Below are 24,855 nucleotides of genomic sequence, written 5' to 3' on the forward strand. Positions count from 1 at the left end.
CATCTCCAAATACATTCCGACACTATCCCCCAGTTTTCTTGGGCTTCCCCGCTGAAAGGCGGGATTTTTTTTTCTTAGCGGTTACACTAACAATACCTTATCTCCAGAGTGGTCATTGTGGAACTAGAAGATGTGTATCGCCGCGACCTCAATTTATTGGTTGCACTGCGAGTCTTGATTGAAGAGTGCAGCGTGAGCAAAGCGGCGCAGCGGCTCAATTTGAGTCAATCGGCCATGAGCCGTGTGTTGGGGCGATTGCGTGATTTACTGGGCGATCCCTTGTTTACCCGTCAAGGTCAGCAGCTTATCCCGACAGAAAAAGCGTTGGAGATAGATCGCGCGCTCGGCGAGCCGTTGGAATCACTGCGGCAATTGCTTTCGCCGCTCGATTTTGACCCGCAGCGCTGCGATCAAACCTTCACCATTGCCACCACCGACTACGCGATGCAAACCATCTTGCCGTTCGCTCTGCCGAGGATTTATCAAGAAGCGCCTAACGTGTCGTTTCACTTTCAGCCGCTTCAGCATGACCGACTTGCCGATCAACTGATTTATGAAGGTGCAGATTTAGCCATTTGCCGACCGACAGGCCCCGTTGAACCGCTGCGCAGTGAGGTGCTCGGCAGAGTGGGCGTGTTGTGTTTGCTGTCTAAACAGCACCCATTGGCTGAGAAGACGATGCGGCTCGACGACTACCTGCACTACCCCAATGCGATGATTGCCATCAGTGATGGTGTGAACGCCTTGATAGAGCAAGCGCTGGTGGATCTGCCCAAACGAAAAATGGTGCTGCGCGCGTATCATTTAGAAGCTGCGCTAGCGATAGTGGATACCATGCCGCTGATCATTACTGTCCCGGCGGATTTGGCGTATCTGGTCGCGGAGCGTTATGACTTGGTGATCAAACCTTTGCCGTTTCACTTCACGTCGTTTGACTACTCGATGATTTGGCATGCGCGTTGTGAGCATTCGCCGGCGCAAGAGTGGCTAAGAGCGATTGTCAAAGAAGAGTGCGGACGACTCATCGCCAAGCGCATAGAAGATATGGGATTAGATTAATGCCATGCACCCTCTCGAGTGCATGGCAGAGGTCTCGTCAAATGTGCGCAATTACAGCTTGATGACTACACGACCCGTGACTTGGCCGTTGGTGATCTGCTCGGCAAATTGCGGCGCTTGCTCAAGGGTAATTTCGTTACACGCTTGCGCGAAGTAGCTTTCAGGTAGCAGCTTGGTGAGGCTTTCCCACGCCTGAATACGCTTGTCGGTTGGGCAAGAGACTGAGTCAACGCCTTGCAGACGCACATTACGTAAGATAAACGGCATCACGGTCGTAGGCAGATCAAAACCACCCGCAAGGCCACAGGCGGCCACGGTGGCGTTGTAATCCATCTGCGCGAGCACTTTTGCCAGTACCTTGCTACCCACAGTATCAACCGCGCCGGCCCAAATTTGTTTTTCAAGTGGGCGCGCAGGCTCTTCAAATTCTGCGCGATCGATGATGCGTTTCGCACCGAGCTTTTCAAGAAGTGGGCCATTTTGTTCAACACGCCCTGTGACCGCAGCGACGCTGTAGCCGAGCTCAGCCAGCAGCGTCACCGCCACTGAGCCCACACCGCCGCTGGCACCAGTGACAAGAATCTCACCTTGTTCCGGTTTGATGCCCGCATCAAGCAGCGCTTGGACACACAGCATCGCGGTAAAGCCTGCGGTGCCGACCATCATCGCCTTCTTGCTATCTAGCCCTTGTGGCAGTGGAACCAACCAATCGGCTTTTAGGCGCGCACGTTGCGCCATGCCGCCCCAATGGTTTTCACCCACGCCCCAGCCGGTTAACACCACCTGGTCGCCCGCTTGGTAACGAGCGTCGTCAGAGCGCACCACGGTGCCCGCTAAATCAATGCCGGGAACCATAGGGAACTGACGGATGATTTTACCTTTACCCGTGATCGCCAAACCGTCTTTGTAGTTCAATGATGAGTAATCGACCTCCACCAACACCTCGCCTTCGGGCAGTTGGTTTTCGTCAATTTGCTCAATCGATGCGATGGTGCGTTTTTCTTCTTGGTTTAGGATCAGTGCGTTAAACATAAAACTCTCCACAGTGGTGCAGCAATAGTAAGAACTGTGTTGAGTGTAGACGCAAAACCACTATGACTAAAATGAAACTTTAGCATTATGTTCATGCGCATCACGCATTACTCTATGGGTAAGGAGAGTAGCAAGCGGGTGAGAGGGCTGAGGGGCGATGCGGATGGAAGAAAAAAACCAGTAAGAACAAAGCCAGTCCGAAGACTGGCTCACTATTCATTCCCAACGATTTTGATGATCGAGAGATCAGGACAAGAAGAACTGATAGGACGGGTTGTCCGTTTCGTCTTTGTACTGATAGCCGAGCTCGCGTAGGTGCGCGCCAAAGCGGGAGAGATCGTCTTCGCTTAACTCAAAGCCACACAGCACGCGACCGTAATCGGCGCCATGATTGCGATAGTTAAACAAGCTGATGTTCCAGTGCGTACCGAGCGTGGACAAAAACTTCAGTAGCGCCCCTGGGTATTCCGGAAACTCAAAACTGTAGAGGCGCTCCTTGAGCGGTTTCGACGGCTTTCCGCCAATCATGTAGCGCACATGCAGTTTGGCCATCTCGTCGTCGGAGAGATCCACCACCGGATAGCCCCCTTCGCGCAGATCGGCAATGATGTGGTCGAGTTCCTCTTGGCCGCCTTGCAGACGCACACCAACAAAAATATTGGCCAAGGTGTCGTCGTTGTAGCGGTAGTTAAACTCGGTCACGGCACGACCGCCGATCAGGTTGCAAAACTCAAAAAACGCGCCTTGTCGCTCCGGTATGGTTACCGCGAGCAAGCCTTCTCGTTTTTCGCCCAGCTCACAGCGCTCAGAGACGTAACGCAAACCGTGGAAGTTGGTGTTGGCGCCAGAGAGCACAGTGCCGAGGTTTTGGTCGCGCAGCTGATGCTTTTCCGCGTACTTTTTCAGACCGGCCAACGCCAGTGCCCCAGAAGGCTCTGCAATGGCGCGCGTGTCTTCAAAAATGTCTTTGACTGCGGCGCAGATCTCATCACTGGATACGCTGATGTGACCATCAATGTACTTTTGGCACAGACGGAAGGTCTCATCACCAATGCGTTTGACCGCGACGCCATCGGCAAACATGCTGACTTGGTCAAGCACCACAGGCTCGCCGGCGTCTAACGCGGCTTTTAAGCAGGCCGAATCTTCCGGCTCCACCGCGATCACTTTGACTTCCGGCATCAACTGCTTCACCAATACCGCCACACCGGCTGCTAAACCGCCACCGCCGACAGGAACGAAGATGTAGTTGAGGTGGCCATTTTGCTGCAACATCTCCATCCCGATCGTCCCTTGCCCTGCGATCACCAATGGGTGATCAAAAGGCGGCACAAAGGTATAGCCATGTTCGGCGGCCAGTAACTCCGCTTGGGCTTTCGCTTCATCGAAATTACTCCCGTGCAGCACCACTTCGCCGCCAAAACCGCGCACGGCCTCGACTTTGATGTCCGGTGTGGTTTTGGGCATCACTATGATGGTTTTAATGCCTAGTTTGGTGCCCGAAAGCGCCATCCCTTGGGCATGGTTGCCCGCCGAGGCGGCAATCACACCGGCGGATTTTTGCGCCTGCGTCAGGCTAGAGACCATAGTATAAGCGCCGCGAAGCTTGAACGAGTGGACCGGCTGGCGATCCTCTCGTTTGAGCTGCACATGGTTATGGATGCGCGCGGATAGGCGCGGCATCGCTTGCAGCGGCGTTACTGTGGCCACTTCATACACTGGGGCTCGCAGGATCTGGCGCAGATAATCGGCGCCAGAGGGCTGAGGCTTTTTGGTCGTTTTTTTCTCGCTAGTGGCCGTGTCAGTCATGGTTTAGCCCTCGAGTTTGGACTTATCACGCACCGCGCCTTTGTCTGCGCTGGTGGCCATGCTGGCGTAGGCTTTCAGAGCAAAAGAGACCTCACGCTCGCGAGAAACCGGTTTCCAGCCCAGTTTGTCCTGCTCTGCGCGGCGAGTCGCCAGCTCTTCTTCAGACACCTCAAGCGAGATGGTGCGGTTTGGAATGTCGATCGCAATCAAATCACCCGGTTTCACCAGGCCAATCGCGCCGCCATTGGCCGCCTCTGGAGAGGCGTGACCGATAGAGAGACCCGAAGTACCGCCAGAGAAGCGGCCATCGGTAAGCAGAGCACACTCTTTACCAAGCCCCATAGATTTCAAGTAGGTGGTAGGGTAGAGCATCTCTTGCATGCCCGGGCCGCCTTTCGGGCCTTCATAGCGGATGACGACCACATCGCCCGCTTTGACTTTGCCACCGAGAATACCTTCGACGGCATCTTCTTGGCTTTCAAAGACCACCGCAGGGCCAGTGAACTTGAGAATGCTCTCGTCCACCCCAGCGGTTTTAACGATACAACCATCAAGTGCGATGTTGCCTTTTAGCACCGCAAGGCCGCCTTCTTGGCTAAAGGCGTTGTCTTTGGCGCGAATACAGCCAGAGACGCGATCGTCATCGAGTCGATCCCAGCGGCAGTCTTGAGAGAAGGCTTTGGTAGTGCGAATGCCGGCTGGTCCTGCGCGGAAAAAGGTCAACACCTCTGGGTCTTCGGTCTGCATGATGTCGTATTGCGCCAACTGCTCTTTCATCGATAGGCCCAGTACGGTGCGGGCATCATTGTGCAGCAAGCCGGCGCGGTCAAGTTCACCCAAAATCGCCATGACGCCGCCCGCACGGTGGACATCTTCCATGTGGTATTTTTGCGTCGACGGCGCCACTTTACATAGGTGAGGCACTTGGCGTGACAGACGGTCGATGTCTTCCATATCAAAGTCCACTTCACCCTCTTGCGCCGCCGCAAGCAGGTGCAAAATGGTGTTGGTGGAGCCGCCCATGGCGATGTCGAGCGCCATGGCGTTTTCAAACGCGTCAAAGGTGGCAATGTTGCGCGGCAGGGCAGATTCGTCCTCTTGCTCGTAGTAGCGGCGAGTCAGCTCGACAATGCGCTTACCGGCATTGATAAACAGCGCCTCACGATCGGCGTGTGTAGCCAGCATCGAACCGTTACCCGGCTGAGAAAGACCGAGGGCTTCGGTGAGACAGTTCATCGAGTTGGCGGTAAACATGCCTGAGCACGAACCACAGGTTGGGCAGGCGCTGCGCTCAATCTGCTCACTTTGCTCGTCGGAGACTTTAGGGTCAGCGCCTTGGATCATCGCGTCAACCAAGTCGAGCTTGATCAGTTGATCAGACAGCTTGGTTTTGCCCGCTTCCATTGGTCCGCCCGAGACGAAAATCACCGGAATATTGAGGCGCATTGAGGCCATCAGCATTCCCGGTGTGATTTTGTCACAGTTGGAGATACACACCATGGCATCCGCGCAGTGGGCGTTGACCATGTACTCCACCGAGTCGGCGATCAGCTCACGAGAAGGCAGAGAGTAGAGCATGCCGCCGTGACCCATCGCAATGCCATCATCGACCGCGATGGTGTTGAATTCTTTGGCAATACCGCCTGCTTTCTCAATTTCGCGAGCTACCAGTTGGCCCATGTCTTTGAGGTGAACGTGACCGGGAACAAACTGAGTGAACGAGTTCACTACGGCGATGATCGGTTTACCGAAATCTTCATCTTTTACCCCAGTTGCGCGCCAAAGTGCACGAGCACCGGCCATGTTACGTCCGTGAGTGGTGGTGGCGGATCTGTATTTAGGCATTTTGCATACTTCCTTATTTTGCTGCGTCTGCGGGGTAAACGTAATCTAACCAGCCCCACTTATCTTCAGTGGTGCCGTTGAATAGGCCAAAGTAGGCCGTTTGAAGGGCTTGAGTGATAGGGCCTCGGCGGCCACAGCCCACTTCGATTTTATCAATGGTTGCGACGGGAACGACTTCCGCCGCGGTGCCGGTCATAAAGACTTCATCGGCAAGGTAGAGCGCTTCACGCGCAATGTTGGCTTCGCGGACTTCATAACCCATGTCACGCGCGAGCGTCATGATCGAATCACGGGTAATGCCAGGCAAAATCGCACTGGTGGCGGGTGGAGTGGTGATCACGCCATTTTTGATGACGAAAATGTTCTCACCGGCCCCTTCAGATAGGTAGCCATCAACGCTCAACGCGATCCCTTCATCGTAGCCGTGACGACGGGCTTCACCGCCAACTAGCAAGGAAGATAGGTAGTTACCGCCCGCTTTTGCTGCGGTTGGGATGGTGTTCGGTGCGGCGCGATTCCAACTGGAGATCATCGCATCAACGCCTTTCTCTAGCGCTTCTTCACCTAGGTAAGAGCCCCAAGGGAAAGCGGCAATGATGAGATCCATTTCGGTATCCGCGGGCGGGCAAACGCCCAAGCCGACGTTGCCGACAAAACCGAGCGGACGGATATAAGCGTTATCAAGCTTATTTTGGCGCAGGGTTTCGCGGGTCGCTTCCATTATTTCATCAATGCTGTAAGGAATTGGGAAACGGTAAATTTTGGCGGAGTCTTTGAGACGCTGCGCGTGTTCGCGGTGACGGAAAACAATCGGCCCTTTAGGCGTGTTGTAGCAGCGCACGCCTTCAAACACGGAGGTGCCATAGTGCATCGCATGGGTCAGCACGTGCACATTGGCTTCGGCCCAAGGGACCATCTCGCCGTTGAACCAGATGTAGTCTGCGGTTTTTGTTGCCATGATTGCCTTCCTTATGCGCAAATTTGTTGTTGTAGGTTATTGTTTGGCAATGCGTCATTCGCAATTTGCGTCACTTCGACACTGCGCACGTCCCACAGTTTTTCAATCTGATTGGTGAGAAATGAAATGGGGCGATCGCTGTCGACGATGATCTCTACGCTGGCGATTTTGCTGGAGTGGTTTTGCGTACCGGCCACCTGTTTGACCACAAAGCCACGATGACGAACCACGCGAAGGACGCGCTCAAGCAGTACCGGTTTATCATCGGCTTTAATATCAATTAAGTATCTTTCCATGTTAAGTGTTCTCCAGCATATCGTTGTTGGACGCGCCCGGTGGAACCAGCGGCCACACGTTTTCTTCTTCATCGATAAGGACATGCAGTAAGTACGACGTCTCGCTTTCAAGCATCTCTTTTAGCGCAGGGCCGACTTCTTCTTTGCGGCTGATGGTTTTACCCGGAATGTCGAACGCTTTCGCCAACATAACAAAATCAGGGTTGTCATCCAGAATGGTTTCACTGTGGCGGCCATCAAAGAACAGCGATTGCCATTGACGCACCATGCCGAGGCGTTGGTTGTTGAGCAGCACAATTTTCACCGGGATCTGACGACGCTTTAACGTGCCCAGTTCCTGAATGTTCATCATAAATGAGCCATCACCGGTGACCAGAATCGATTGATCGCCCGGTCTGGCAACGGCGGCGCCCATGGCTGCCGGTAAGCCAAAGCCCATAGTGCCAAGACCGGCTGAGGTGATGAAGTTTTGCGGCTCGCGCGGCTGGATGTGTTGCGCCGCCCACATTTGATGCTGGCCAACATCGGTCGAGACGATGCTGCTGTCAGGCATCATATCCGACAAGGTTTTCAATAAGCCCGGCGCGTAAATCAATGAACCTGGATGGTCATAGCGCCACTTAAAGCCACTGCGTAAGCTCTCGCTGTGTTTCACCCACGGTGTAATGTCTTGAGACAATTCGAGCTGAGAGAGCGCAACGCCAATTTCACTGCGAACAGGCGCATTGGCTTGGCGTAGCTTGTGGATTTCGGCGGCGTCGATATCGATATGAATCACTTTGGCGTTGGGCGCAAAGGTGTCGAGTTTGCCGGTCACGCGGTCATCAAAACGGGCGCCGACGGCAATCAACAAATCACACTCTTGCACAATCAAGTTGGCGGCTTTGGTGCCGTGCATGCCAAGCATGCCTAAGTAGTGTGGGTCATGACGTTCAATTGTCCCTAAGCCTTTAAGTGTGCTGACCGATGGCATCGGGTTGAGGCGCAAAAATTCGCGCACGGCACCCGTGGCATGGCCAAGTTGCACACCACCACCGACGTATAATACGGGGCGGGCACTGTGTGACAGCAGATCTTGTGCTTTGGCAATCTCATCAGCGCTGGCGCGTGGCATGGCAGGTGGAGTGAAAGAAGAAAGAACAGAAACCGGCGCGTTGGCCAGTTGGACATCTTTGGCAATATCGACAATCACAGGGCCCGGGCGGCCGGTTTTAGCGACTTCAAATGCCTCGGATAAGGTCGGTGCCAGTTCGTTGATGTCGGTCACTAGGTAGCTGTGCTTGGTACACGACAGCGACATGCCAATCACATCCATCTCTTGGAACGCGTCGGTGCCGATGTGTGAACTGGCGACCTGTCCGGTGATCGCCACCAGTGGAATGGAGTCCATAAAGGCATCGGCAAGGCCAGTGACCAAGTTGGTGGCTCCCGGTCCTGAGGTTGCCATACAGACGGCCACTTCTTGAGTGGCTCGTGCCATTCCAATGGCGGCCATTGCGGCGCCTTGCTCGTGTCGACACAAAATGTGCTCAACACCGCCATCATAAAGGGCATCGTAAATTGGCATGATGGCCCCGCCGGGGTACCCAAAGACGGTTTGGATGCCTTGCTGTTTTAATGCGGCTACGACTAACTCTGCACCAGTCATCAAAGGCCTCCTTGTGTCTTGTGACTGCGACCTTGTGTCTTGTGACAGCGAGTGGCTTGGCAGTCTTGTTGTGTTGCTTTGCACGTCATGTGCGCTCCCATTCTTCCTGCAGTTCTTAATGATGAACTGTCTAACGCTTAAAATTCTGCCATCCCATAGGTTGAAAAAAACCCCCGGACTTTTCAGTGCGGGGGTTTTTTAGAATCTGTGGTTATTTTTCGCCCACCATCCCCCGCGCGGAATCAATAATGACCACGATAATCAGGGCTAGCAGTGAAGTGAAGCGGGCGTTGAAATTCATATTTAATTATTTACGTTGATGTTGTGTCGCCATTCGTACCAATCGCGCATTTCACTGGTTCTGCTTTTTGTGCAGTTTTGGTTACGTGCGTCGGCTTAATTTCGTACGAAATTGATTGCGTCACTAGTGGTAACATAGAATTCCGTTACATGACAAGCAAAAAGTCATTCTTTTTTCACATTCCCGTTGCTTCTCTACACGCTATATAACATCACGCCTAGTCAATTCAATCAGAGAGTACACATGAGTTTAGCCGTGATTCATAGCCGCGCATCGGTGGGTGTCGAAGCTCCGCCGGTGACGGTGGAAGTCCATATTAGTAATGGGATGCCTGGGTTTACCCTAGTGGGGCTGCCGGAAACCACTGTCAAAGAGTCACGAGATAGAGTGCGCAGCGCCATCATCAACTCTCGGTTTGAATTTCCCGCCAAGCGAATCACCGTCAACCTCGCGCCTGCCGATCTGCCTAAAGAGGGCGGGCGCTTTGATTTGCCGATCGCGCTTGGGATTTTGGCGGCCTCAGATCAGATCCCACTCTCGGCGATGAGCGACAAAGAGTACATTGGCGAATTGGCACTGTCGGGCAAAATTCGCCGCGTGAAAGGGGTGTTGCCCGCCGCGCTTGCTGCCAGTCGAGCTCAGCGCTGCTTGGTGGTGCCTAAGCAGAACGGCGATCAAGCGGCGCTAGTGGGCGCGGCGGTGCACAAGTCGGCCAGCAGCTTACTAGAGGTCTGCGCGGATGTGTGCGGACAACAGAGCTTGAATCTGTTTCAAAGTGCGCCAGAGCCCACCAAGCCGCTGGGCACGACCCGCTGTTTGCAAGACATTATTGGTCAGCAACAAGGCAAGCGCGCATTGGAAATTGCCGCAGCAGGCAACCATAACTTGTTGTTTTTGGGCCCGCCCGGTACGGGTAAAACCATGCTTGCGTCGCGTCTGTGCGATTTACTGCCAGAGATGACCGAAGCCGAAGCGATGGAAACCGCCTCCGTCACTTCGCTGACTCAGCAAGAAATCAACGCCCACAACTGGAAACAGCGCCCCTTTCGCGCGCCGCATCACTCCAGCTCTATGGCGGCCTTGGTGGGCGGGGGGAGCTTGCCAAGACCGGGTGAAATTTCGCTTGCACACAATGGCTTACTCTTCTTGGACGAGATGCCCGAGTTCGAGAGAAAAGTGCTCGATTCACTGCGCGAGCCACTCGAATCCGGGGAGATCATTATCTCCAGAGCGCAAGGTAAGACGCGCTTTCCCGCTCGCTTTCAATTGGTGGGTGCGCTGAATCCGAGTCCGACCGGCTACTATGAGGGCAACCAAACTCGCGTCAATCCTCAGGCCATTTTGCGCTATTTGAGCCGTTTGTCTGGACCTTTGCTGGATAGATTTGATATGTCGATAGAGATCCCCGCATTGCCTAAAGGCACCTTGTCTGAAGGGGGCGATCGCGGTGAGCCTACCGAGCAGGTTAGGCAGCGCGTTGAGCAGGCAAGAGAGACCATGTTGGCGCGCAGTGAGTGTGTCAACGCGCTGCTAGGCAGTCGCGATATTGAGGCGTTTTGCCCGCTCAAGAAAGCCGATGCAGAGTTTTTGGAAACGGCGCTGCACCGATTGGGGCTGTCGATTCGCGCCTATCACCGTATCATCAAAGTGGCACGCACCATCGCCGATTTGGATGGCGCAAAGGACATAGAGCGACCTCATTTGGCCGAGGCGCTCGGTTATCGCGCGATGGATCGCTTGCTCAAGCAGTTGACTGCGCAGGCGGTGTGACATCAAGTTGAGGGCCAACGAACGCCGCAAGCCCTGTGGGGCAGGTTAGAACTGAAAGCTTAAACCCAAAGAGAACAGCGCTTGTTTTTCGTCAAAAAAGTCGAGGTTGGCGTCGGTTTCATTGTACCCGGCGAAGGAGACCAAGGATAAATTTGGCCAGCCGAGAAACTGTTGCAGCTCATAAGCGGCAAACACACTGAGTTTGTCTTCACTGCGAGTTTGACTATACAGAGGGTGAATGGCGTCATAGTCGCGGCTGCGATAGCCCGCGGTGAGCACTAGCTGATGACGGGCAATACGCTGAAAGAGGGAGATCTCTCCGCCCCAAGAGCGAAATGAGTTGGCGGCCCCTTCGGCATCACTGCGCGTGTAGATGATCGCAGGCACCACAAAGGCGGCGCGACTGAAAGGCACGCGCACACTGCCTTTGAGGTAGTAGTTGTCGCTGTCACGGCGCAGGGCTAAGGCATTGTCTGGCGTGAGTTGTGTCAGTCCTGAACGTTCGTCATCGACCTTTTTTTTGCCGTAAGCGCTATCAAGGTTGATGCCTGTGCCGAGAATATTGCCCAGCTTGAGTCGATACGCGTCGCCTTTTTCATCGGTGGTGGCGCGCGCTACGCCGACAAGATACGGGTCTTGCCACACTTCGCCAGACATCACCGTTGGCAAATAGGAGACATCCACCGTGGTGCCATACGCTAAACGCTGTTTATAGCCGAGCTCAAGTGCGAGGGTGCCAATGGCAATGTCATCGCGCGAGGTACCGGCATAGAGTTGTTTGTCGCCTTTTGAGCCAAAGGTATAGCGAAGGTTGCCAAGCGGCGCAGGGATCACACTGCTGTCGCTGGTGCCACTTTGCTCGATGCTGTTGATGACCTCATCACCTGACGTGTTGAAGTTGGAGGTGGAGGAGAGATAGAGCGCATTGAGCGAAATCTCGCCACTGAGCCCAGGGCGACCGTTCGGATTAGCAGCGGCGCTTGCAGAACATAACGAGGTGGCGATAAGTGATAAAACCGGTATTGCAAAGCGAACATCCATTTTCGTCTCCTAAAACTCCAGTGCGTGGCGTGGCCAACTACTCAGACCATCGCCTTAACGATTCCAATGTGGTCAAGGACTTGTATAATTGCACGCGCTTTTTTAAAACCCAAGTTATCTTGACCACACGACAAGATTATTACGCAACATACATCGTAAACTACTCATTGGATCTCACTATTTCACTATGTTGGCCTATTTATTACTGGTAATGAACGTGTTGCTGGTGGCGCTCAATTCTGCTGTCTGCTCTCTGCTCATTTGTCTCATTGCGCTGTTGAAGTTGCTGTTACCAACGCCCGAGCTGAAAGCGAAGGGGACGGCATTGGCCAATCGGGTGATGTGGTTGTGGGCGACGGTCAACACCGCGATTTTGAGCCTCTCAAACCGTGTGGAGTGGGATGTACAAGGGGCAGATGCGCTGAAGCGCGATGGTTGGTATCTGATGATCAGCAATCATCTAAGCTGGACCGACATTGTGGTGCTCTGCTCGGTGTTTAAAGACAAAATCCCGATGCCGAAGTTTTTCCTCAAGCAGCAATTGCTCTACGTGCCGTTTATTGGCATGGCGTGCTGGGCGCTGGACATGCCATTTATGCGCCGTTATTCGCGCGAATACCTGCTGCGTCATCCTGAAAAACGGGGACAAGACTTGGCAACCACACGTCGCTCGTGCGCCAAATTCAAACATAGCCCGACCACAGTGGTGAACTACGTGGAAGGCACCCGTATCACGCCAGAGAAATTGCGTCGCAGCAAAGCCGGTTATGAGTATCTGCTGCAACCGAAATCCGGTGGTATAGCCTATACCTTAGCGGCGATGGGCGAGCAGTTTGATAATATCCTAGACGTAACGCTCGCGTACCCGAATAACCCAGATAAACCGTTTCGCGATGTGTTGATGGGCAAAATGACCAAGATCGTAGTTCGCGTGCACGTGTTGCCGGTGGATGAGCAGGTGCTGGGTGACTATTTCAATGATAAGCCTTATAAACGCCAGTTTCAGCAGTGGCTCGGTGAGGTTTGGCAGAGGAAAGATGCGCAGCTCAAAGCAATCCATGAGCAGTCATCATCATCCCATACACTCCCATCAGACCTACCGTCATCAAAACAGTGACCTATCAAAAAAGGAGCCGAGGCTCCTTTTTTCGTTTGACGATAGTGACTGTCTTATTGAGTCAGCAGGTAGTTCACCAAGTCAAAGTATTGCTCTAGGGTAAAACCGCGTGGTGGCTGAACCAAGTAACGGTTGTTAACCACGATAGAAGGCACACCCGTTAGGCCGCTGTCTTTGAACTGCTTGTCAAAGCGGCGCACCATAGAGTCCACCGCAAAACCATTGAAGTTCGAGTCGAATTTTTTGCCATCGATGCCTTCGTCAGTAAAGATTTGGCGCAGTTCTTCATCGTTCTTCGGTGCTTTACCCAAGTTGTGGATACGGTTAAACATCACCGGCACCATTTGATCTTCCACGCCAAGCGACACCATAGTCGCGTATGCTTTGCTCATGGAAAGGCCCATGTTGCCACCCATGAACGAGACGTGATTTTTCTGCAACTTCACCCCTTCAGGTAGCTGAGCTTTGAGCTGGCCAATCACGGGTTCCATCGAGTTGCAGTGTGGGCAGTAGAAAGAGAAAAACTCCGTCACCACAGGCTTGCTTGATGGTTCCATGTTCAACACTTTGTAGTGCTCACCTTCGTTGTACTGAGCCGCGTGTGCCGAAACACTGAGGAATAGGGCGGCGACAAGTGCAAACAGTTTTTTCATAATGACTCCATTTTAAAAGGCTTTTTTACCACTGTGGCATCAATGACAAGGGGGGCTCACTCAGTGAGGATATCTGCTCTTTGAACCCGAGTACCTGATTTTCCCAATATTTTGCGTCGTTAAACCAAGGAAAGGCGAGTGGGAACGCAGGATCTTGCCACCGTTTTGCTAACCATGCCATGTAGTGCACCATACGTAGACCGCGCAGCGGCTCGATTAGTTTCAATTCGTTAACATTAAAATCATGAAACTCTTGGTACGCTTCGAGGATAATATCAAGCTGCATCAGTTTGTCACTACGTTCGCCACTGAGCAGCATCCAAAGATCTTGAACACTTGGTCCATTGCGCGCGTCATCGAGGTCGACAAACATCGGACCATCACGCCACAAAATATTGCCTGGATGACAGTCACCATGCAGCCTGATCGGCGTATAGCTGTTGTCCCACTGTGCTTCGAGTGAGGCGATCAGCAGGTCGAGATCGTTGAAAAAGGCGCTTTGCAGATGAAGAGGAATAAAGTCGGAATTTTGCAGCAGCGCTCTCGGTTGGTAGAGGTATTCTTCAAGGCTCATGCTGGGGCGATGCACAAACGCTTGTTTGGCTCCGATACTGTGAATGCGCCCTAAATAGCGACCGACGCCCTCGAGCTGCTCTATATTATCCACTTCAAATTGGCGGCCGCCCACGCTGGCAAACAGCGCAAAGCGATAGCCTTGGTAGTGATGCAACGTGGCGCCATTGATGACCAGTGGCGGCGCGACGGGGATCTCCGCTTCGACCATCTCTTGGGTGAAATCGTGCTCTTCCTGAATTTGTTCGGCACTCCAGCGCTCAGGACGATAAAACTTGACCACATAACGTTGGCGCTCTTCATCGCTAAATTGATACACGCGGTTTTCATAGCTATTGAGTGGCAAAAAGCCGGATTCAGCGCGAATGCCGATGCTCTCTAGCGCATACCACATAAAATCCGGGGTAAGGGCATCAAAGTTAAAGGCGTGTGTTGAGAGAATCTGTTGTGTCATAGCCGGTTTCTTGTGACTGAGAAAAAGAACCATGCATGACGCTAGCATGGTCGTGAGGGGCAAAAAGGGCTCATAATGAGCCCTTCACCCTAGAGCGTCGCCTCTCGACGCATTTTTATCAAGGTGATTGAATTGACCTTCTCTTGCTAAACGATGGTCACAGCTTCTTGATAAAGCGACTTTCCACCTGGGTGGTAAAGTCTTGGCTGTCGGACAGTATAAACTGGATTGTCGCGACAGGTGAGCTGAGATTGTCCGGGTCGACGCCCAAGCTCATTGGCAAGTTGAGGACTTCCCCAGGCGCCACTTGTACTGTCTGTTTACCGTACCAAGTGACATCGCTCAGCCCTTCAACAGAGAGTTGATACGCCTGACGTTGCTGGGTTTTATTGATGATCTTCAACGTGTAGGTATTTTCAATTTCCCCAGAGCCGTTGACTCTAAACAGCTGATTACGGTCACGCAACACGCTCAGCCCTGCGGGGTCAACGCTGGCGACTTGAACGAAGAACAGGCCAATCATCACCAATAGTACTGCGCCGTAGCCGAGCAGTTTTGGCCTCATCACCTTGGTGTGCTTGCCGGAGAGACGGTGCTCGGTGGTGTAACTGATGAGTCCTTTGTCGTAGCCCATCCGCTCCATGGTGTGATCGCACGCATCGATACAAGCGCCGCAGTTGATGCACTCATATTGCAAACCATCACGAATATCGATGCCAGTCGGGCACACTTGCACGCAAAGATCGCAATCGATGCAATCGCCTAAACCGAGCTGTTTGGGATCGGCTTTGCGCGAGCGCGGGCCGCGTTGCTCACCGCGTGCACTGTCATAACCGACGATAAAGGTGTCTTTGTCGAACATTGCCGATTGGAAACGTGCATACGGGCACATGTGAATACACATGATCGAGCGCATCCAGCCGGCATTGCCGTAGGTACAGCCGGCGAAAAACAGCACCCAAAATACCGGCCAAAACGACGCGTTGAGGGTAAAAAACTCAACCACTAAGGATTTCACTGGCACAAAATAGCCAACGAAGGTAAAGCCCGTCGCTAACGCAATGGCCAGCCACGCCATGTGCTTGAGGGTTTTTCGCCACGCGAGTGAGGCGGTCAAGCGGCCAGAGTCTTGTTTGCGGCGTTTATTTGCGCTGCCCTCAAGTTTCTCTTCAAACCAGATGTACATAAAGGTCCACACGGTTTGCGGGCAGAGGTAGCCACACCAGACACGGCCTAAAAACGTGGTGATAAAAAACAGCGCAAAGGCCGCAATCACGAACAGCAACGCGAGCAAGGTGAGATCTTGCGGATAGAGTGTGGTACTAAAAAAGTTAAATTGTTGCTGACCGATGTCGAGCAAAATCGCCTGACGATCGCCGTAAGGGATCCAGGGGATAAGTGTAAATAGCAGCAATAGAAACCAGCCACCATAGCGGCGCAGCCTTTGGAAGGTGCCTTTGCTTTCTCTGACGTAGATGCGATTGCTTGGGTTAAATCTGTCGCCGTTGTTTTTGTGAGTTTTGGGATTGAAGGTTTTCGGAGTCACGTCTTTGACATCGATCTTATCTTGACTCATGGTGCTTCCTTATAGGCTAAAGCAAGGGTGTGTTGCCCTTGTTGCGTCCGACTTTGCTCTGGTCTCCTGTCAACTTGGCCCAGTGCGGCGCAGCCGAGTTCAAGTTGTTTGGAGATCTTGTGATCTGTTTTTTATTGTTAGCTGGCGATTATATACGCAATAGGAATGGGTTTTCTTTAAGACTATCAAGCTTTAACCACAAATTAGCCCAAACGCTATAACCATAATGACTAATAACACGTGCTACTAGATGGTTTAGCGATAAAAAAGCGACCCTAAGGTCGCCATACCTGATCCGTGACGCAATGTGTCGCTCAATCAATTAAACCGCGCGCACGCAAAATCGCGGTTTTAAAGTCATCTTCTTGATCTTTTTTGAGCCCGGGAATCATCTCGTCTTTTGCGCTATTGCGCATTTTTAGATGATAGATAAGTACATCATCGGTCAGCTCTTCAAGTTTGCCTTGATACCCCGCCTCTTGGCTGAGTTTGACGATAAACGCCAATAAGTTCATCTCTTGGTCTTTTTGCCATTCTGGCTCAAGCAGTTCTAATAACTCTTCAATACGGTGACACTTCATGCTGTTCTCCACAATTTTTATAATGTTTTGCCTTAAGGTAGCAAAAGGGACGTGCAGAGAGCAACGCGAATCGTGCCGTGCTTATCGACAATGGGCGTAATCAGGGGGCAAAAAAAAGCGCAGACGAAGCTGCGCTTTTCATTATGCTGCTTTTACCGCTTTTGATGGGGCAGACATCAAAAGAGTTGTCTGTTCCACTAACGTCATCGCAGGGTTGATTTTTTTTGCCGTTGGAGCAGACGCAAATCCACTACGACGACGCATCGCACTACGGTTTGTGTGCGAAAACCTGACTGCTGCTGGGCGCATCGATGTACCTAACTGTCAGGCATCTCCATTGCCAATTTAATGGCCTGTATTAACTATGAGTTGAGCTTCAACGTCACCTTGATGCTGCTGAAGGTTGGCTCTTCTGGCTTTCGCCAATCCAAATAATTAACCAGGATTGTTGATATGCATGCATATCAATCGTTAGAGTAGCACTAAGGGTAGAATTGGTCGATAACTAATCGATCACTGTTTTTCATTCTCTATTATTCTGTGAGTAGACAGAAACTTTGGCGAGATAAAGCGCGCTATAGTGAGGGTCTGCTTGGTGGTTTCACCCATAAGGGAGGTGTATATGTCGTTTTTCAAGAAAACCCTCGCGAGCTTTGGTATTGGAAGTGCCAAAGTGGATTCAGTGCTGCGCCAAGAGGTGTTATACCCGGGGCAGAAGGTGAACGTCACCATTCATGTCTATGGCGGTTCGAGTGCGCAAGAGATAGACAACATCGAACTCAAACTCTACTGCCGTTACATCAAAGAAGTGCCGGACAATCACCATAAAAGTGACCACAACGCCGGTCGAATGCGCCGCGTGCCCACCAGTTATACACTGGCGACGTGGACGCTGCCTTACGCGTTTACGATTGAGCCTGGTGAGACGCGCGATTTCGAAGTGGAGTTGGATGTGCCGTGGAATACGCCGGTCACCATTGGTGACTCCAAGGTGTGGCTTGAGACTGGCCTCGACATTGCGATGGCCAAAGATCCAACCGACAAAGATATTTTGACGGTGCGCCCCGATCCTCTGCTTGATGGCATCTTTACTGCGTTAGAAGCGCAGGGGCTGCGTATTCGCCAGGTGGAGTGTGAAGCGGTGGATGGCTTTGCTCTGCCTTTTGTGCAGGAGTTTGAGTTTGTGCCGACTACAGGGCCGTTTCATGGTCGTTGGCGAGAGTTAGAAGTGGTGGCGTATCGCAGTGAAGACGAACTGCAAATGTGGTTTGAAATTGATCGCCACCGTGAAGGGGCAAAAGGGATGCTCGCGAGCCTGCTGGGTATGGGGCAGTTGAAACGCCAGCTTTCCATTGTGCTCAGTACCCCCGCAGAAGAGGCGGGCGAGCAGGTATTGAACTACCTCGATGCGCATTCTTGAGCCTCATCAGCAACCTTATCTAATTTAAGCTTACACTTGTAAGCTGAGCGTGGCATACTCTGGAGTGTTTATTCTAATGCTCCAGAGTGATGCCTATGTCGACGCTTTTATCCTCTTACAGCCGCGAAGAAGAGCGAGCCAATATGCTCAGCCACGGTCTGGGTTTATTGCTCAGTGTGGTTGGGCTGGTGGCCTTGCTGCTGCGCGCCTTCGAGCAACAGGCGGATGCCTTGTCATGGGTCAGCTATAGCCTGTACGGCGCCAGCATGATACTGCTGTTTCTGGCGTCGACCCTCTATCATGCCATTGATGTGCCGCGAGCCAAACGGGCACTGAAAACTTTCGATCACTGCGCCATTTACTTGCTGATTGCCGGCAGCTACACGCCATTTTTATTGATTGCGCTCAGAACGCCACTCGCGATCGGTTTGATGGTGGTGATCTGGCTGATAGCCTTGGTGGGGATCGTGATGAAAGTGACGTTCGTTTATCGCTTCAAACGCCTCTCACTGGTGACCTATTTATTGATGGGGTGGCTGTCGCTGGTGGTGATTTATCAACTGGCGATGACCTTACCACTGGAAAGCTTGATGCTGCTGGCGATTGGCGGCGTGGTCTACTCTCTGGGCGTGGTGTTTTATGTCGCGAAACGTATTCCCTACAACCACGCCATTTGGCATTTGTTTGTTTTGGCGGGCTGCGCCTGTCACTTCTTTGCCATTTATCAGCTGCCTATCCGATAAGCCCACAGAGGAAGGCGAGTGCCTATCGGCGCCAAAAGGCGGGGAAGAACAACACGAGCAAGGTGAGAATTTCTAGTCGTCCCATCAGCATCCCAAAACTGAGTAACCATTTGGCGGTGTCGGGCAGGGGAGCGAAATTGCCGGTGGGGCCGATGACACTGCCCATGCCCGGGCCGACGTTGGCGACTGCGGTAATCGCACCAGAAATGCTGGTGATAGGGTCAAGGCCGAGTGCACTTAAGCAACCTGCAATGAAAATAATGGTGATGAAGAACATCAAACCAAACGCCACCACTGAGCGCACAATATCATCGTTGACTGGGCGCTGATTGTAGCGCTGGACGAAGACCCCAGACGGGTGAATCAGTTTCATCATCTGCTTATTGAGCAGCGTAATGGCGATTTGAAAACGGAAGATTTTGATGCCGCCAGAGGTGGAACCCGAGCAGGCGCCCGCCATCATTAAGAAGGCAAACAAGGTGGTCGGCAGTGCGCCCCAGGCGGTGAAATCTTCTAAGCCGAATCCGGTGGTGGTGACCACCGAGACGATGTTAAACATGGAGACTCGCAGCGCATCCGCCACCGCATAGCCATCACGCACCACCAACCAACTGGCAATGATCACGCTGCTGGCGAGAAACAAAAAGGTGAAACCGCGCACTTGCGCGTCACTGGCGAGCTCATTCAAACGGCGTTTGCGCAGCGCGGAGACAAAAAGCAAAAACGGTAACCCGCCCAAGAACATAAAGAGTGTGCCCACCCAATGCGCGCCATGGGAGAAATGGTTCATCGAACCGTCAGAGGTCGAGTAGCCACCTGTCGACAAGGTAGTAAAGGCATGGTTGATCCCTTCAAACAGCGTCATGCCCGTCATCAAGTAGCCGAGCAGGCAAAGGGCGGTGAGGGTCAAATAGACGATGACGATGTTTTTTGCCACGGTTTTAGCGCGCGGGCTGCTTTTGTCCGACCAATCAGAGGATTCGGTATGAAACAGTTTCATGCCCCCGACATTGAGCATCGGCAAGACGGCGACCGCCATAACAATAAAGCCAATGCCACCAAGCCACTGCAAAATAGAGCGCCACAATAAGATGCTCGGCGCCATCTCATCGAGCCCGCTGAGGACCGTTGAACCTGTGGTGGTGATGCCCGACATGGTTTCAAAATAGGCGTCGGTGAAGCTGATGTGATTGATGAACACAAATGGCAGCGCGGCGAATGCGCTGGCAATCGTCCACACCAAGCTGGTGATGAGGAACATGTCTCGCACGCTCAGGCGAAAGTGCCGAGTTCGGCCAATCGTCAAGCAGACAAAGGCGACCAAGTGGGTGATCAGCACCGCTTGACCAAATTCCAAAAAGCCTGCAGTGCCGGTGACAAACGCCACCAGCGTCGGCACGTACATAAACAGCGCCAGCTTAGAGAGCACGAGGCCAATGACGAATAAAACCGGGCGAAAATTCACCATAAGGTCGTCCCCTTAAAGGAAGAACGGACTCGGTTGGAAGAGGGTTTCCACGTCAGGGATGTATTTCTTATCGACAAGGAACATCACCACGTGGTCATCTTGTTCAATCACGGTTCTGTCGTGTGCAATAAGCACTTCTTCACCGCGAACAATGGCACCAATGGTGGTACCTGGAGGCAGTTTGATTTCACCAATCGCGCGGCCGACGACTTTCGAGGTCGATTCGTCACCGTGTGCCACCGCTTCAATCGCTTCTGCCGCGCCACGGCGCAATGAAGAAACGTTAACAATGTCAGCACGGCGCACGTGCGTCAGCAGCGCTGAAATCGTCGCTTGCTGAGGCGAAATTGCCACATCTATCACACCGCCTTGGACTAAATCGACGTAGGCACCGCGTTGGATCAGCACCATCACCTTTTTCGCGCCCATGCGTTTGGCCAGCATGGCGGACATGATGTTGGTTTCATCTTCGTTGGTGAGCGCAATAAAGACATCGACTTGGTCGATATTCTCTTCAGTGAGCAACTCTTGATCGGCGGCGTCACCACAAAAGACAATGGTGTTTTCCAGCTCTTCAGAGAGACGTTCTGCGCGTTGATAACTGCGTTCAATCAGTTTAACGCTGTAGGTGTGTTCCAGACGCTTGGCCAAGCTGGCGCCGATGTTGCCCCCGCCGACAATCATAATTCGGCGATAGGGTTTCTCAAGACGCTGCAACTCACTCATGACGGAGCGAATGTGGTTGCTCGCAGCAACGAAAAAGACTTCGTCATCCGCTTCGATAATCGTGGTGCCTTGCGGACGAATAGGGCGACCTTGACGGAAAATCGCCGCCACGCGGGTGTCAATGTGCGGCATGTGTTCACGCAGCGCAGAGAGGGCGTTACCGACCAAAGGACCGCCGTAGTAGGCTTTAACGGCCACTAGGCTGACCTTTTGCTCAGCAAAACTGACCACCTGTAAGGCGCCAGGGTATTGGATCAGACGTTCAATGTAGCTGGTGACCAGCTCTTCTGGTGCAATCAGATGATCGACCGGCACGGCACCGGATTGAAACAGGGCTTCTTTCTCGGCGAGATACTGGGGCGAACGAATACGTGCAATGCGGTTTGGCGTGTTGAACAAGGTGAAGGCCACTTGGCAGGCGGCCATGTTGGTTTCGTCCATATTGGTCACGGCCACCAACATATCGGCGTCTTGAGCGCCCGCTTCGCGCAGCACGTCAGGGTGGCTAGCGTAACCATTGACCACGCGCAGGTCGTACTTGTCTTGCAGTTCACGTAGGCGGTCGCTGTCTTTGTCGACGATGGTGATGTCGTTGTTTTCACCCACCAAGTTTTCTGCCAATGTACCGCCAACTTGTCCGGCACCGAGAATAATGATCTTCATCTTTTGCTCTCTTGAACGTCGTCATCGCCCCTATGACGGGGCGCACTGTCCTTGTTTATTGCGGCGTATTGCTTGACTCAAGACCTACCGCTTTTTCTTCACACCGATTTTTTTAAAACCGCATAGTAGAAGCCGTCCATGTCCTCTTCACCTGGAAGAATTTGTCGACCAGGCTGAGATTCCTCACTGCCGATCAACTGTGCATCGGACGTACGTGAGAGGAAAGCGCGCACTTGTTCCACGTTCTCTTGCGGCGCAATCGAGCAGGTGGCATAGACTAAGGTACCGCCGGCTTTCAGTTGTTGCCACATGGCATCCAGGATTTCACTCTGCAAGGCAGACAGCGCTTCAATGTCATCAGCGCGGCGCAGCCATTTGATGTCCGGATGGCGTCGAATCACACCGGTCGCTGAGCAAGGGGCATCGAGTAGAATACGGTCAAACTGCTCACCTTGCCACCACTGATGTGGGTAGCGCGCATCGCCGCAAATCACATCGGCTCTCAATTGTAATCGCTCGAGGTTGTCGTGCACGCGGTTAAGGCGAGTAGGATCGGCATCAATCGCCACCACTTCGGTGTCTTGCGTGTGCTCAAGAATGTGCGCTGTCTTGCCACCTGGCGCGGCGCAGCAGTCGAGGATCAGCTCCCCTTCTTGTGGCTGAAGGTAATCGACAGACAACTGTGCGGCGGCATCCTGCACGGAAACCCAACCGCGATCGAAGCCGGGCAATAGGGTCACATCACAAGGTTTGGCCAATTTTATGGCGTCAGCGGCCTCGGGGTGAAGGGTGAATTCTATGTTTTCATCATTCAGGTAAGCGATGTACTGATCGCGGGTGTGGTGCTGGCGGTTGACGCGCAGCCACATCGGCGCTTTTTGATTGTTCGCCTCAACAATGCGCTCCCACTGCTGTGGGTAGTGCTCTTGCAGCAGCTTCAGTAGCCAGTTAGGGTGGCCATACTTGCCGGCATTGTGACTGGTCGCAAAGGCATCCAGTTCTTCTTGATTGCGTAGGTAGTTACGCAATACCGCGTTAATCAAACCGCGCAGGCTTGGGCCGCGCAAGGTTTTGGTCGCTTCCACGGTTTCCGCGACCGCCGCGTGCGAAGGGATGCGCATAAAACTCAGTTGGTAGATCCCCACTAAAATTAAATGGTGAAAAACGCGTTTTTTACCCTTGAGCGGGTTATCCATCAATTCGTTGGCAATGGACTCTAAACGCGGCAAGTAACGCAAAGCGCCGTAGCAAATCTCTTGCAGCAGAGCGTGGTCACGCGGTTTGATGGTCTTTTGCGCGGCAGGCAGCGCATGCGAGAGTGATTGACCTTTGTCGACCACTTGGAAGATAACGTTAGCGGCAGCAGCGCGAACATTCATAATCAATACCTTAAATAAGGGAGGGCATCTCTGCCCTCAAAATGTACGTGATTCATTGCAGCGCAATGACAGGGTGTGAAGGGTTAGCTCAGTACCGAGCCCACTTCGAACCAACTTGCTCGGGCGTTGAGAATATCTTGCACCGACATGGCTTTTTTACCCGGCACTTGCAGTTGCAAAAGGACTAATACGCCTTTGCCTGTTGCGACATAGATGCCGGTTTTGTCTGCTTGGATAATGGTACCCGCCGCTTGGTCTGTGGTTTGCTCCGCCACGCGACTCTGCCACACCTTGATGCTGTTATCGGCCGCTTCAAAGTGGCTCATTGGCCACGGGTTGAACGCGCGCACGCAGCGCTCAATGTGCTCAGCGTCGTCATTCCAATCGATGCGGGCTTCCTCTTTGCTAAGCTTTTTGGCGTAGTTGGCTAGGGCATCATCTTGCTTAGTGGCGACGGCGCTGCCTTGTGCGATGTCAGTGAGGCAGTCCAATAGCGCACTTGGGCCTAAATCGGCCAACTTTTCGTACATGGACGCACTGGTGTCGCTGCTTTCGATCGGCAAGCGCGCGATGGAGAGCATGTCTCCAGTATCGAGGCCAATGTCCATCTGCATGATGGTGACGCCGGTTTCTTCATCGCCCGCCCAAATGGCGCGCTGAATCGGCGCTGCGCCTCGCCAACGTGGCAAAATCGAACCGTGCACGTTGATACAGCCCAGTTTAGGCGTGTCCAATACCGCTTGCGGCAGCAGCAAGCCGTACGCGACGACGACCATCAAATCGGCGTCTAAATCCGCCAACGCTTGCTTGGCCTCTTCAGATTTAAAGTTTTCCGGTTGGTAGACCGCAATGTCATGCTCAAGGGCAATCTGTTTGACTGGGCTCGCGGTGAGCTTTTTACCGCGACCTGCAGGGCGGTCGGGTTGGGTGTACACGGCAATGACGTCGTGCTCCGAAGACAACAACGCCGCCAAGTGACGGGCGGCGAAGTCCGGAGTACCAGCAAAAACAATCTTAAGTGGTTTGCTCAAGGTACGTTCCTTATCTTTTCTTTCTCAGTAATACGCTTACTTACCGGCGGATTGTTTTTCGTTGAATCGCTTGATCTTCGCCAGTTTGTCTTGGATGCGTTTACGCTTCAGTGGCGATAGGTAATCGACAAAGAGCTTGCCTTCTAGGTGGTCAAGTTCGTGCTGAACACAAATCGCAAGCAGGTCATCCGCCTCGAAGGTAAATACTTCACCATCGCGATTGAGCGCTTTGACCGTCACCTCGGCTGCGCGAGGTACTAAAGCGCGTGCGCCAGGCACCGATAGGCAGCCCTCTTCAATCCCATCTTCACCGCGTTTCTCGATGATTTCTGGGTTGATAAGCACCATTGGCTCATCACGGGTGTCCGAAATGTCAATCACCACGATACGTTGGTGAACATCGACTTGGGTGGCCGCAAGACCAATTCCTTCTTCGTCGTACATGGTTTCAATCATGTCATCGACGAGTTTTTGAATCTCAGGCGTCACTTTCTCTACGGGCTTAGCCACGGTACGAAGGCGATCATCTGGGAATGTTAATACTTGTAATACAGACATATACACTCAAAATGTTGAACTGTGCCGAATCAGGGTAAAGCTTGTTGGCTCAATTCTAGACATTTTATAACCTAAATGACAGCATCATTACGCATTTTCCCTGCCACTCTCGGTGTCAATGTTGAGCACACACACCTAAGTTGAGCAGCGGTTT

22 protein-coding genes are annotated in these 24,855 nt (G+C 52.8%); 5 read left to right on the forward strand and 17 right to left on the reverse strand.

Features of this window, described 5'->3' with window-relative positions:
- Nucleotides 1-117: 117 nt before the first annotated feature.
- Nucleotides 118-1,059, forward strand: a complete 942-nt coding sequence (locus AC6R0S_RS11425; protein ID WP_500628983.1) for a LysR family transcriptional regulator — start codon at nt 118-120, stop codon at nt 1,057-1,059.
- 51 nt (nt 1,060-1,110) lie between these two features.
- On the opposite strand, the gene acuI is transcribed toward AC6R0S_RS11425, so the two are convergent.
- The 6 genes from acuI to ilvG form a co-directional block, all read right to left on the reverse strand.
- The gene (gene acuI / locus AC6R0S_RS11430; RefSeq protein ID WP_500630507.1) at nt 1,111-2,091 is read right to left on the reverse strand and encodes an acrylyl-CoA reductase (NADPH); all 981 of its coding nucleotides are present in this window, start codon (nt 2,089-2,091) and stop codon (nt 1,111-1,113) included.
- 246 nt (nt 2,092-2,337) lie between these two features.
- Nucleotides 2,338-3,900 carry a threonine ammonia-lyase, biosynthetic gene (gene ilvA / locus AC6R0S_RS11435; RefSeq protein ID WP_487902968.1) on the reverse strand — a complete coding sequence of 521 codons (1,563 nt, stop codon included), beginning with the start codon at nt 3,898-3,900 and terminating at the stop codon, nt 2,338-2,340.
- Between the two features lie 3 nt (nt 3,901-3,903).
- Entirely contained in the window at nt 3,904-5,745 is a 1,842-nt protein-coding gene (gene ilvD, locus AC6R0S_RS11440; RefSeq protein ID WP_500628980.1) for a dihydroxy-acid dehydratase, read from the reverse strand.
- Between the two features lie 13 nt (nt 5,746-5,758).
- Nucleotides 5,759-6,703, reverse strand: coding sequence for a branched-chain-amino-acid transaminase (gene ilvE, locus AC6R0S_RS11445; protein ID WP_500628979.1), 945 nt, complete (start codon nt 6,701-6,703; stop codon nt 5,759-5,761).
- A gap of 11 nt (nt 6,704-6,714) precedes the next feature.
- Nucleotides 6,715-6,999 (reverse strand): acetolactate synthase 2 small subunit, encoded by a 285-nt coding sequence (ilvM, locus tag AC6R0S_RS11450; protein WP_334555508.1) that lies wholly within the window; start codon nt 6,997-6,999, stop codon nt 6,715-6,717.
- A 1-nt stretch (nt 7,000) separates the two neighbouring features.
- The gene (gene ilvG / locus AC6R0S_RS11455) at nt 7,001-8,647 is read right to left on the reverse strand and encodes an acetolactate synthase 2 catalytic subunit (RefSeq protein ID WP_500628978.1); all 1,647 of its coding nucleotides are present in this window, start codon (nt 8,645-8,647) and stop codon (nt 7,001-7,003) included.
- Between the two features lie 544 nt (nt 8,648-9,191).
- Here ilvG and AC6R0S_RS11460 point away from each other — a divergent pair.
- Entirely contained in the window at nt 9,192-10,718 is a 1,527-nt protein-coding gene (locus AC6R0S_RS11460; RefSeq protein WP_500637948.1) for a YifB family Mg chelatase-like AAA ATPase, read from the forward strand.
- A 45-nt stretch (nt 10,719-10,763) separates the two neighbouring features.
- On the opposite strand, the gene AC6R0S_RS11465 is transcribed toward AC6R0S_RS11460, so the two are convergent.
- Complete coding sequence (locus AC6R0S_RS11465) at nt 10,764-11,759, reverse strand: DUF2860 domain-containing protein (RefSeq protein ID WP_500637949.1); 996 nt, start codon at nt 11,757-11,759, stop codon at nt 10,764-10,766.
- A gap of 187 nt (nt 11,760-11,946) precedes the next feature.
- Between AC6R0S_RS11465 and yihG the strand changes: the two genes are divergently transcribed.
- Nucleotides 11,947-12,876, forward strand: coding sequence for a 1-acylglycerol-3-phosphate O-acyltransferase, YihG family (gene yihG / locus AC6R0S_RS11470; RefSeq protein WP_500637950.1), 930 nt, complete (start codon nt 11,947-11,949; stop codon nt 12,874-12,876).
- A gap of 53 nt (nt 12,877-12,929) precedes the next feature.
- Here the strand turns inward: yihG and AC6R0S_RS11475 are convergent, their stop codons facing one another.
- The 5 genes from AC6R0S_RS11475 to AC6R0S_RS11495 all read right to left on the reverse strand — a co-directional run bounded on the left by AC6R0S_RS11475 (nt 12,930) and on the right by AC6R0S_RS11495 (nt 17,022).
- Nucleotides 12,930-13,529: a thiol:disulfide interchange protein DsbA/DsbL gene (locus AC6R0S_RS11475; protein ID WP_500637951.1), complete on the reverse strand. Its 600-nt coding sequence runs from the start codon at nt 13,527-13,529 to the stop codon at nt 12,930-12,932.
- 25 nt (nt 13,530-13,554) lie between these two features.
- On the reverse strand, nt 13,555-14,556 hold the full coding sequence (locus AC6R0S_RS11480; RefSeq protein ID WP_500637952.1) for a serine/threonine protein kinase: 1,002 nt from the start codon (nt 14,554-14,556) through the stop codon (nt 13,555-13,557).
- A gap of 157 nt (nt 14,557-14,713) precedes the next feature.
- Nucleotides 14,714-16,132 (reverse strand): cytochrome c oxidase accessory protein CcoG, encoded by a 1,419-nt coding sequence (gene ccoG / locus AC6R0S_RS11485; protein WP_500628972.1) that lies wholly within the window; start codon nt 16,130-16,132, stop codon nt 14,714-14,716.
- Nucleotides 16,133-16,446: 314 nt separating this feature from the next.
- On the reverse strand, nt 16,447-16,713 hold the full coding sequence (locus AC6R0S_RS11490) for a YihD family protein (protein WP_334555500.1): 267 nt from the start codon (nt 16,711-16,713) through the stop codon (nt 16,447-16,449).
- Between the two features lie 141 nt (nt 16,714-16,854).
- Nucleotides 16,855-17,022 (reverse strand): hypothetical protein, encoded by a 168-nt coding sequence (locus AC6R0S_RS11495; protein WP_500637953.1) that lies wholly within the window; start codon nt 17,020-17,022, stop codon nt 16,855-16,857.
- A gap of 313 nt (nt 17,023-17,335) precedes the next feature.
- Between AC6R0S_RS11495 and AC6R0S_RS11500 the strand changes: the two genes are divergently transcribed.
- Both AC6R0S_RS11500 and trhA read left to right on the forward strand, forming a co-directional pair.
- A complete protein-coding gene (locus tag AC6R0S_RS11500; protein WP_500637954.1) occupies nt 17,336-18,133 on the forward strand; it encodes a sporulation protein in 798 nt (265 codons plus the stop codon).
- 95 nt (nt 18,134-18,228) lie between these two features.
- A complete protein-coding gene (gene trhA, locus AC6R0S_RS11505; protein ID WP_500637955.1) occupies nt 18,229-18,876 on the forward strand; it encodes a PAQR family membrane homeostasis protein TrhA in 648 nt (215 codons plus the stop codon).
- Nucleotides 18,877-18,898: 22 nt separating this feature from the next.
- On the opposite strand, the gene AC6R0S_RS11510 is transcribed toward trhA, so the two are convergent.
- The 5 genes from AC6R0S_RS11510 to def form a co-directional block, all read right to left on the reverse strand.
- Nucleotides 18,899-20,344, reverse strand: coding sequence for a TrkH family potassium uptake protein (locus tag AC6R0S_RS11510; RefSeq protein WP_500637956.1), 1,446 nt, complete (start codon nt 20,342-20,344; stop codon nt 18,899-18,901).
- Nucleotides 20,345-20,356: 12 nt separating this feature from the next.
- A complete protein-coding gene (trkA, locus tag AC6R0S_RS11515) occupies nt 20,357-21,733 on the reverse strand; it encodes a Trk system potassium transporter TrkA (protein ID WP_334555495.1) in 1,377 nt (458 codons plus the stop codon).
- A 98-nt stretch (nt 21,734-21,831) separates the two neighbouring features.
- Complete coding sequence (gene rsmB / locus AC6R0S_RS11520) at nt 21,832-23,112, reverse strand: 16S rRNA (cytosine(967)-C(5))-methyltransferase RsmB (protein ID WP_500637957.1); 1,281 nt, start codon at nt 23,110-23,112, stop codon at nt 21,832-21,834.
- An 83-nt stretch (nt 23,113-23,195) separates the two neighbouring features.
- The gene (gene fmt / locus AC6R0S_RS11525) at nt 23,196-24,143 is read right to left on the reverse strand and encodes a methionyl-tRNA formyltransferase (protein ID WP_500637958.1); all 948 of its coding nucleotides are present in this window, start codon (nt 24,141-24,143) and stop codon (nt 23,196-23,198) included.
- 36 nt (nt 24,144-24,179) lie between these two features.
- Nucleotides 24,180-24,701, reverse strand: coding sequence for a peptide deformylase (def, locus tag AC6R0S_RS11530; RefSeq protein WP_500637959.1), 522 nt, complete (start codon nt 24,699-24,701; stop codon nt 24,180-24,182).
- Between the last annotated feature and the right edge of the window lie 154 nt (nt 24,702-24,855).

Source organism: Vibrio sp. R15-SG3-ISO1B (assembly GCF_059833835.1).

Excerpts from the sequence above, each read along its gene's own strand:
- AC6R0S_RS11495 (WP_500637953.1), bottom strand. The coding sequence starts at position 17,022 with ATGCGCCCAGCAGCAGTCAGGTTTTCGCACACAAACCGTAGTGCGATG.
- AC6R0S_RS11500 (WP_500637954.1), top strand. The coding sequence starts at position 17,336 with ATGTCGTTTTTCAAGAAAACCCTCGCGAGCTTTGGTATTGGAAGTGCC.
- def (WP_500637959.1), bottom strand. The coding sequence starts at position 24,701 with ATGTCTGTATTACAAGTATTAACATTCCCAGATGATCGCCTTCGTACC.
- AC6R0S_RS11480 (WP_500637952.1), bottom strand. The coding sequence starts at position 14,556 with ATGACACAACAGATTCTCTCAACACACGCCTTTAACTTTGATGCCCTT.
- ilvA (WP_487902968.1), bottom strand. The coding sequence starts at position 3,900 with ATGACTGACACGGCCACTAGCGAGAAAAAAACGACCAAAAAGCCTCAG.
- ilvG (WP_500628978.1), bottom strand. The coding sequence starts at position 8,647 with ATGACTGGTGCAGAGTTAGTCGTAGCCGCATTAAAACAGCAAGGCATC.
- trkA (WP_334555495.1), bottom strand. The coding sequence starts at position 21,733 with ATGAAGATCATTATTCTCGGTGCCGGACAAGTTGGCGGTACATTGGCA.
- ilvE (WP_500628979.1), bottom strand. The coding sequence starts at position 6,703 with ATGGCAACAAAAACCGCAGACTACATCTGGTTCAACGGCGAGATGGTC.
- trhA (WP_500637955.1), top strand. The coding sequence starts at position 18,229 with ATGTCGACGCTTTTATCCTCTTACAGCCGCGAAGAAGAGCGAGCCAAT.
- AC6R0S_RS11465 (WP_500637949.1), bottom strand. The coding sequence starts at position 11,759 with ATGGATGTTCGCTTTGCAATACCGGTTTTATCACTTATCGCCACCTCG.
- acuI (WP_500630507.1), bottom strand. The coding sequence starts at position 2,091 with ATGTTTAACGCACTGATCCTAAACCAAGAAGAAAAACGCACCATCGCA.
- AC6R0S_RS11460 (WP_500637948.1), top strand. The coding sequence starts at position 9,192 with ATGAGTTTAGCCGTGATTCATAGCCGCGCATCGGTGGGTGTCGAAGCT.
- ccoG (WP_500628972.1), bottom strand. The coding sequence starts at position 16,132 with ATGAGTCAAGATAAGATCGATGTCAAAGACGTGACTCCGAAAACCTTC.
- AC6R0S_RS11475 (WP_500637951.1), bottom strand. The coding sequence starts at position 13,529 with ATGAAAAAACTGTTTGCACTTGTCGCCGCCCTATTCCTCAGTGTTTCG.
- ilvM (WP_334555508.1), bottom strand. The coding sequence starts at position 6,999 with ATGGAAAGATACTTAATTGATATTAAAGCCGATGATAAACCGGTACTG.
- rsmB (WP_500637957.1), bottom strand. The coding sequence starts at position 23,112 with ATGAATGTTCGCGCTGCTGCCGCTAACGTTATCTTCCAAGTGGTCGAC.
- AC6R0S_RS11510 (WP_500637956.1), bottom strand. The coding sequence starts at position 20,344 with ATGGTGAATTTTCGCCCGGTTTTATTCGTCATTGGCCTCGTGCTCTCT.
- ilvD (WP_500628980.1), bottom strand. The coding sequence starts at position 5,745 with ATGCCTAAATACAGATCCGCCACCACCACTCACGGACGTAACATGGCC.
- AC6R0S_RS11490 (WP_334555500.1), bottom strand. The coding sequence starts at position 16,713 with ATGAAGTGTCACCGTATTGAAGAGTTATTAGAACTGCTTGAGCCAGAA.
- yihG (WP_500637950.1), top strand. The coding sequence starts at position 11,947 with ATGTTGGCCTATTTATTACTGGTAATGAACGTGTTGCTGGTGGCGCTC.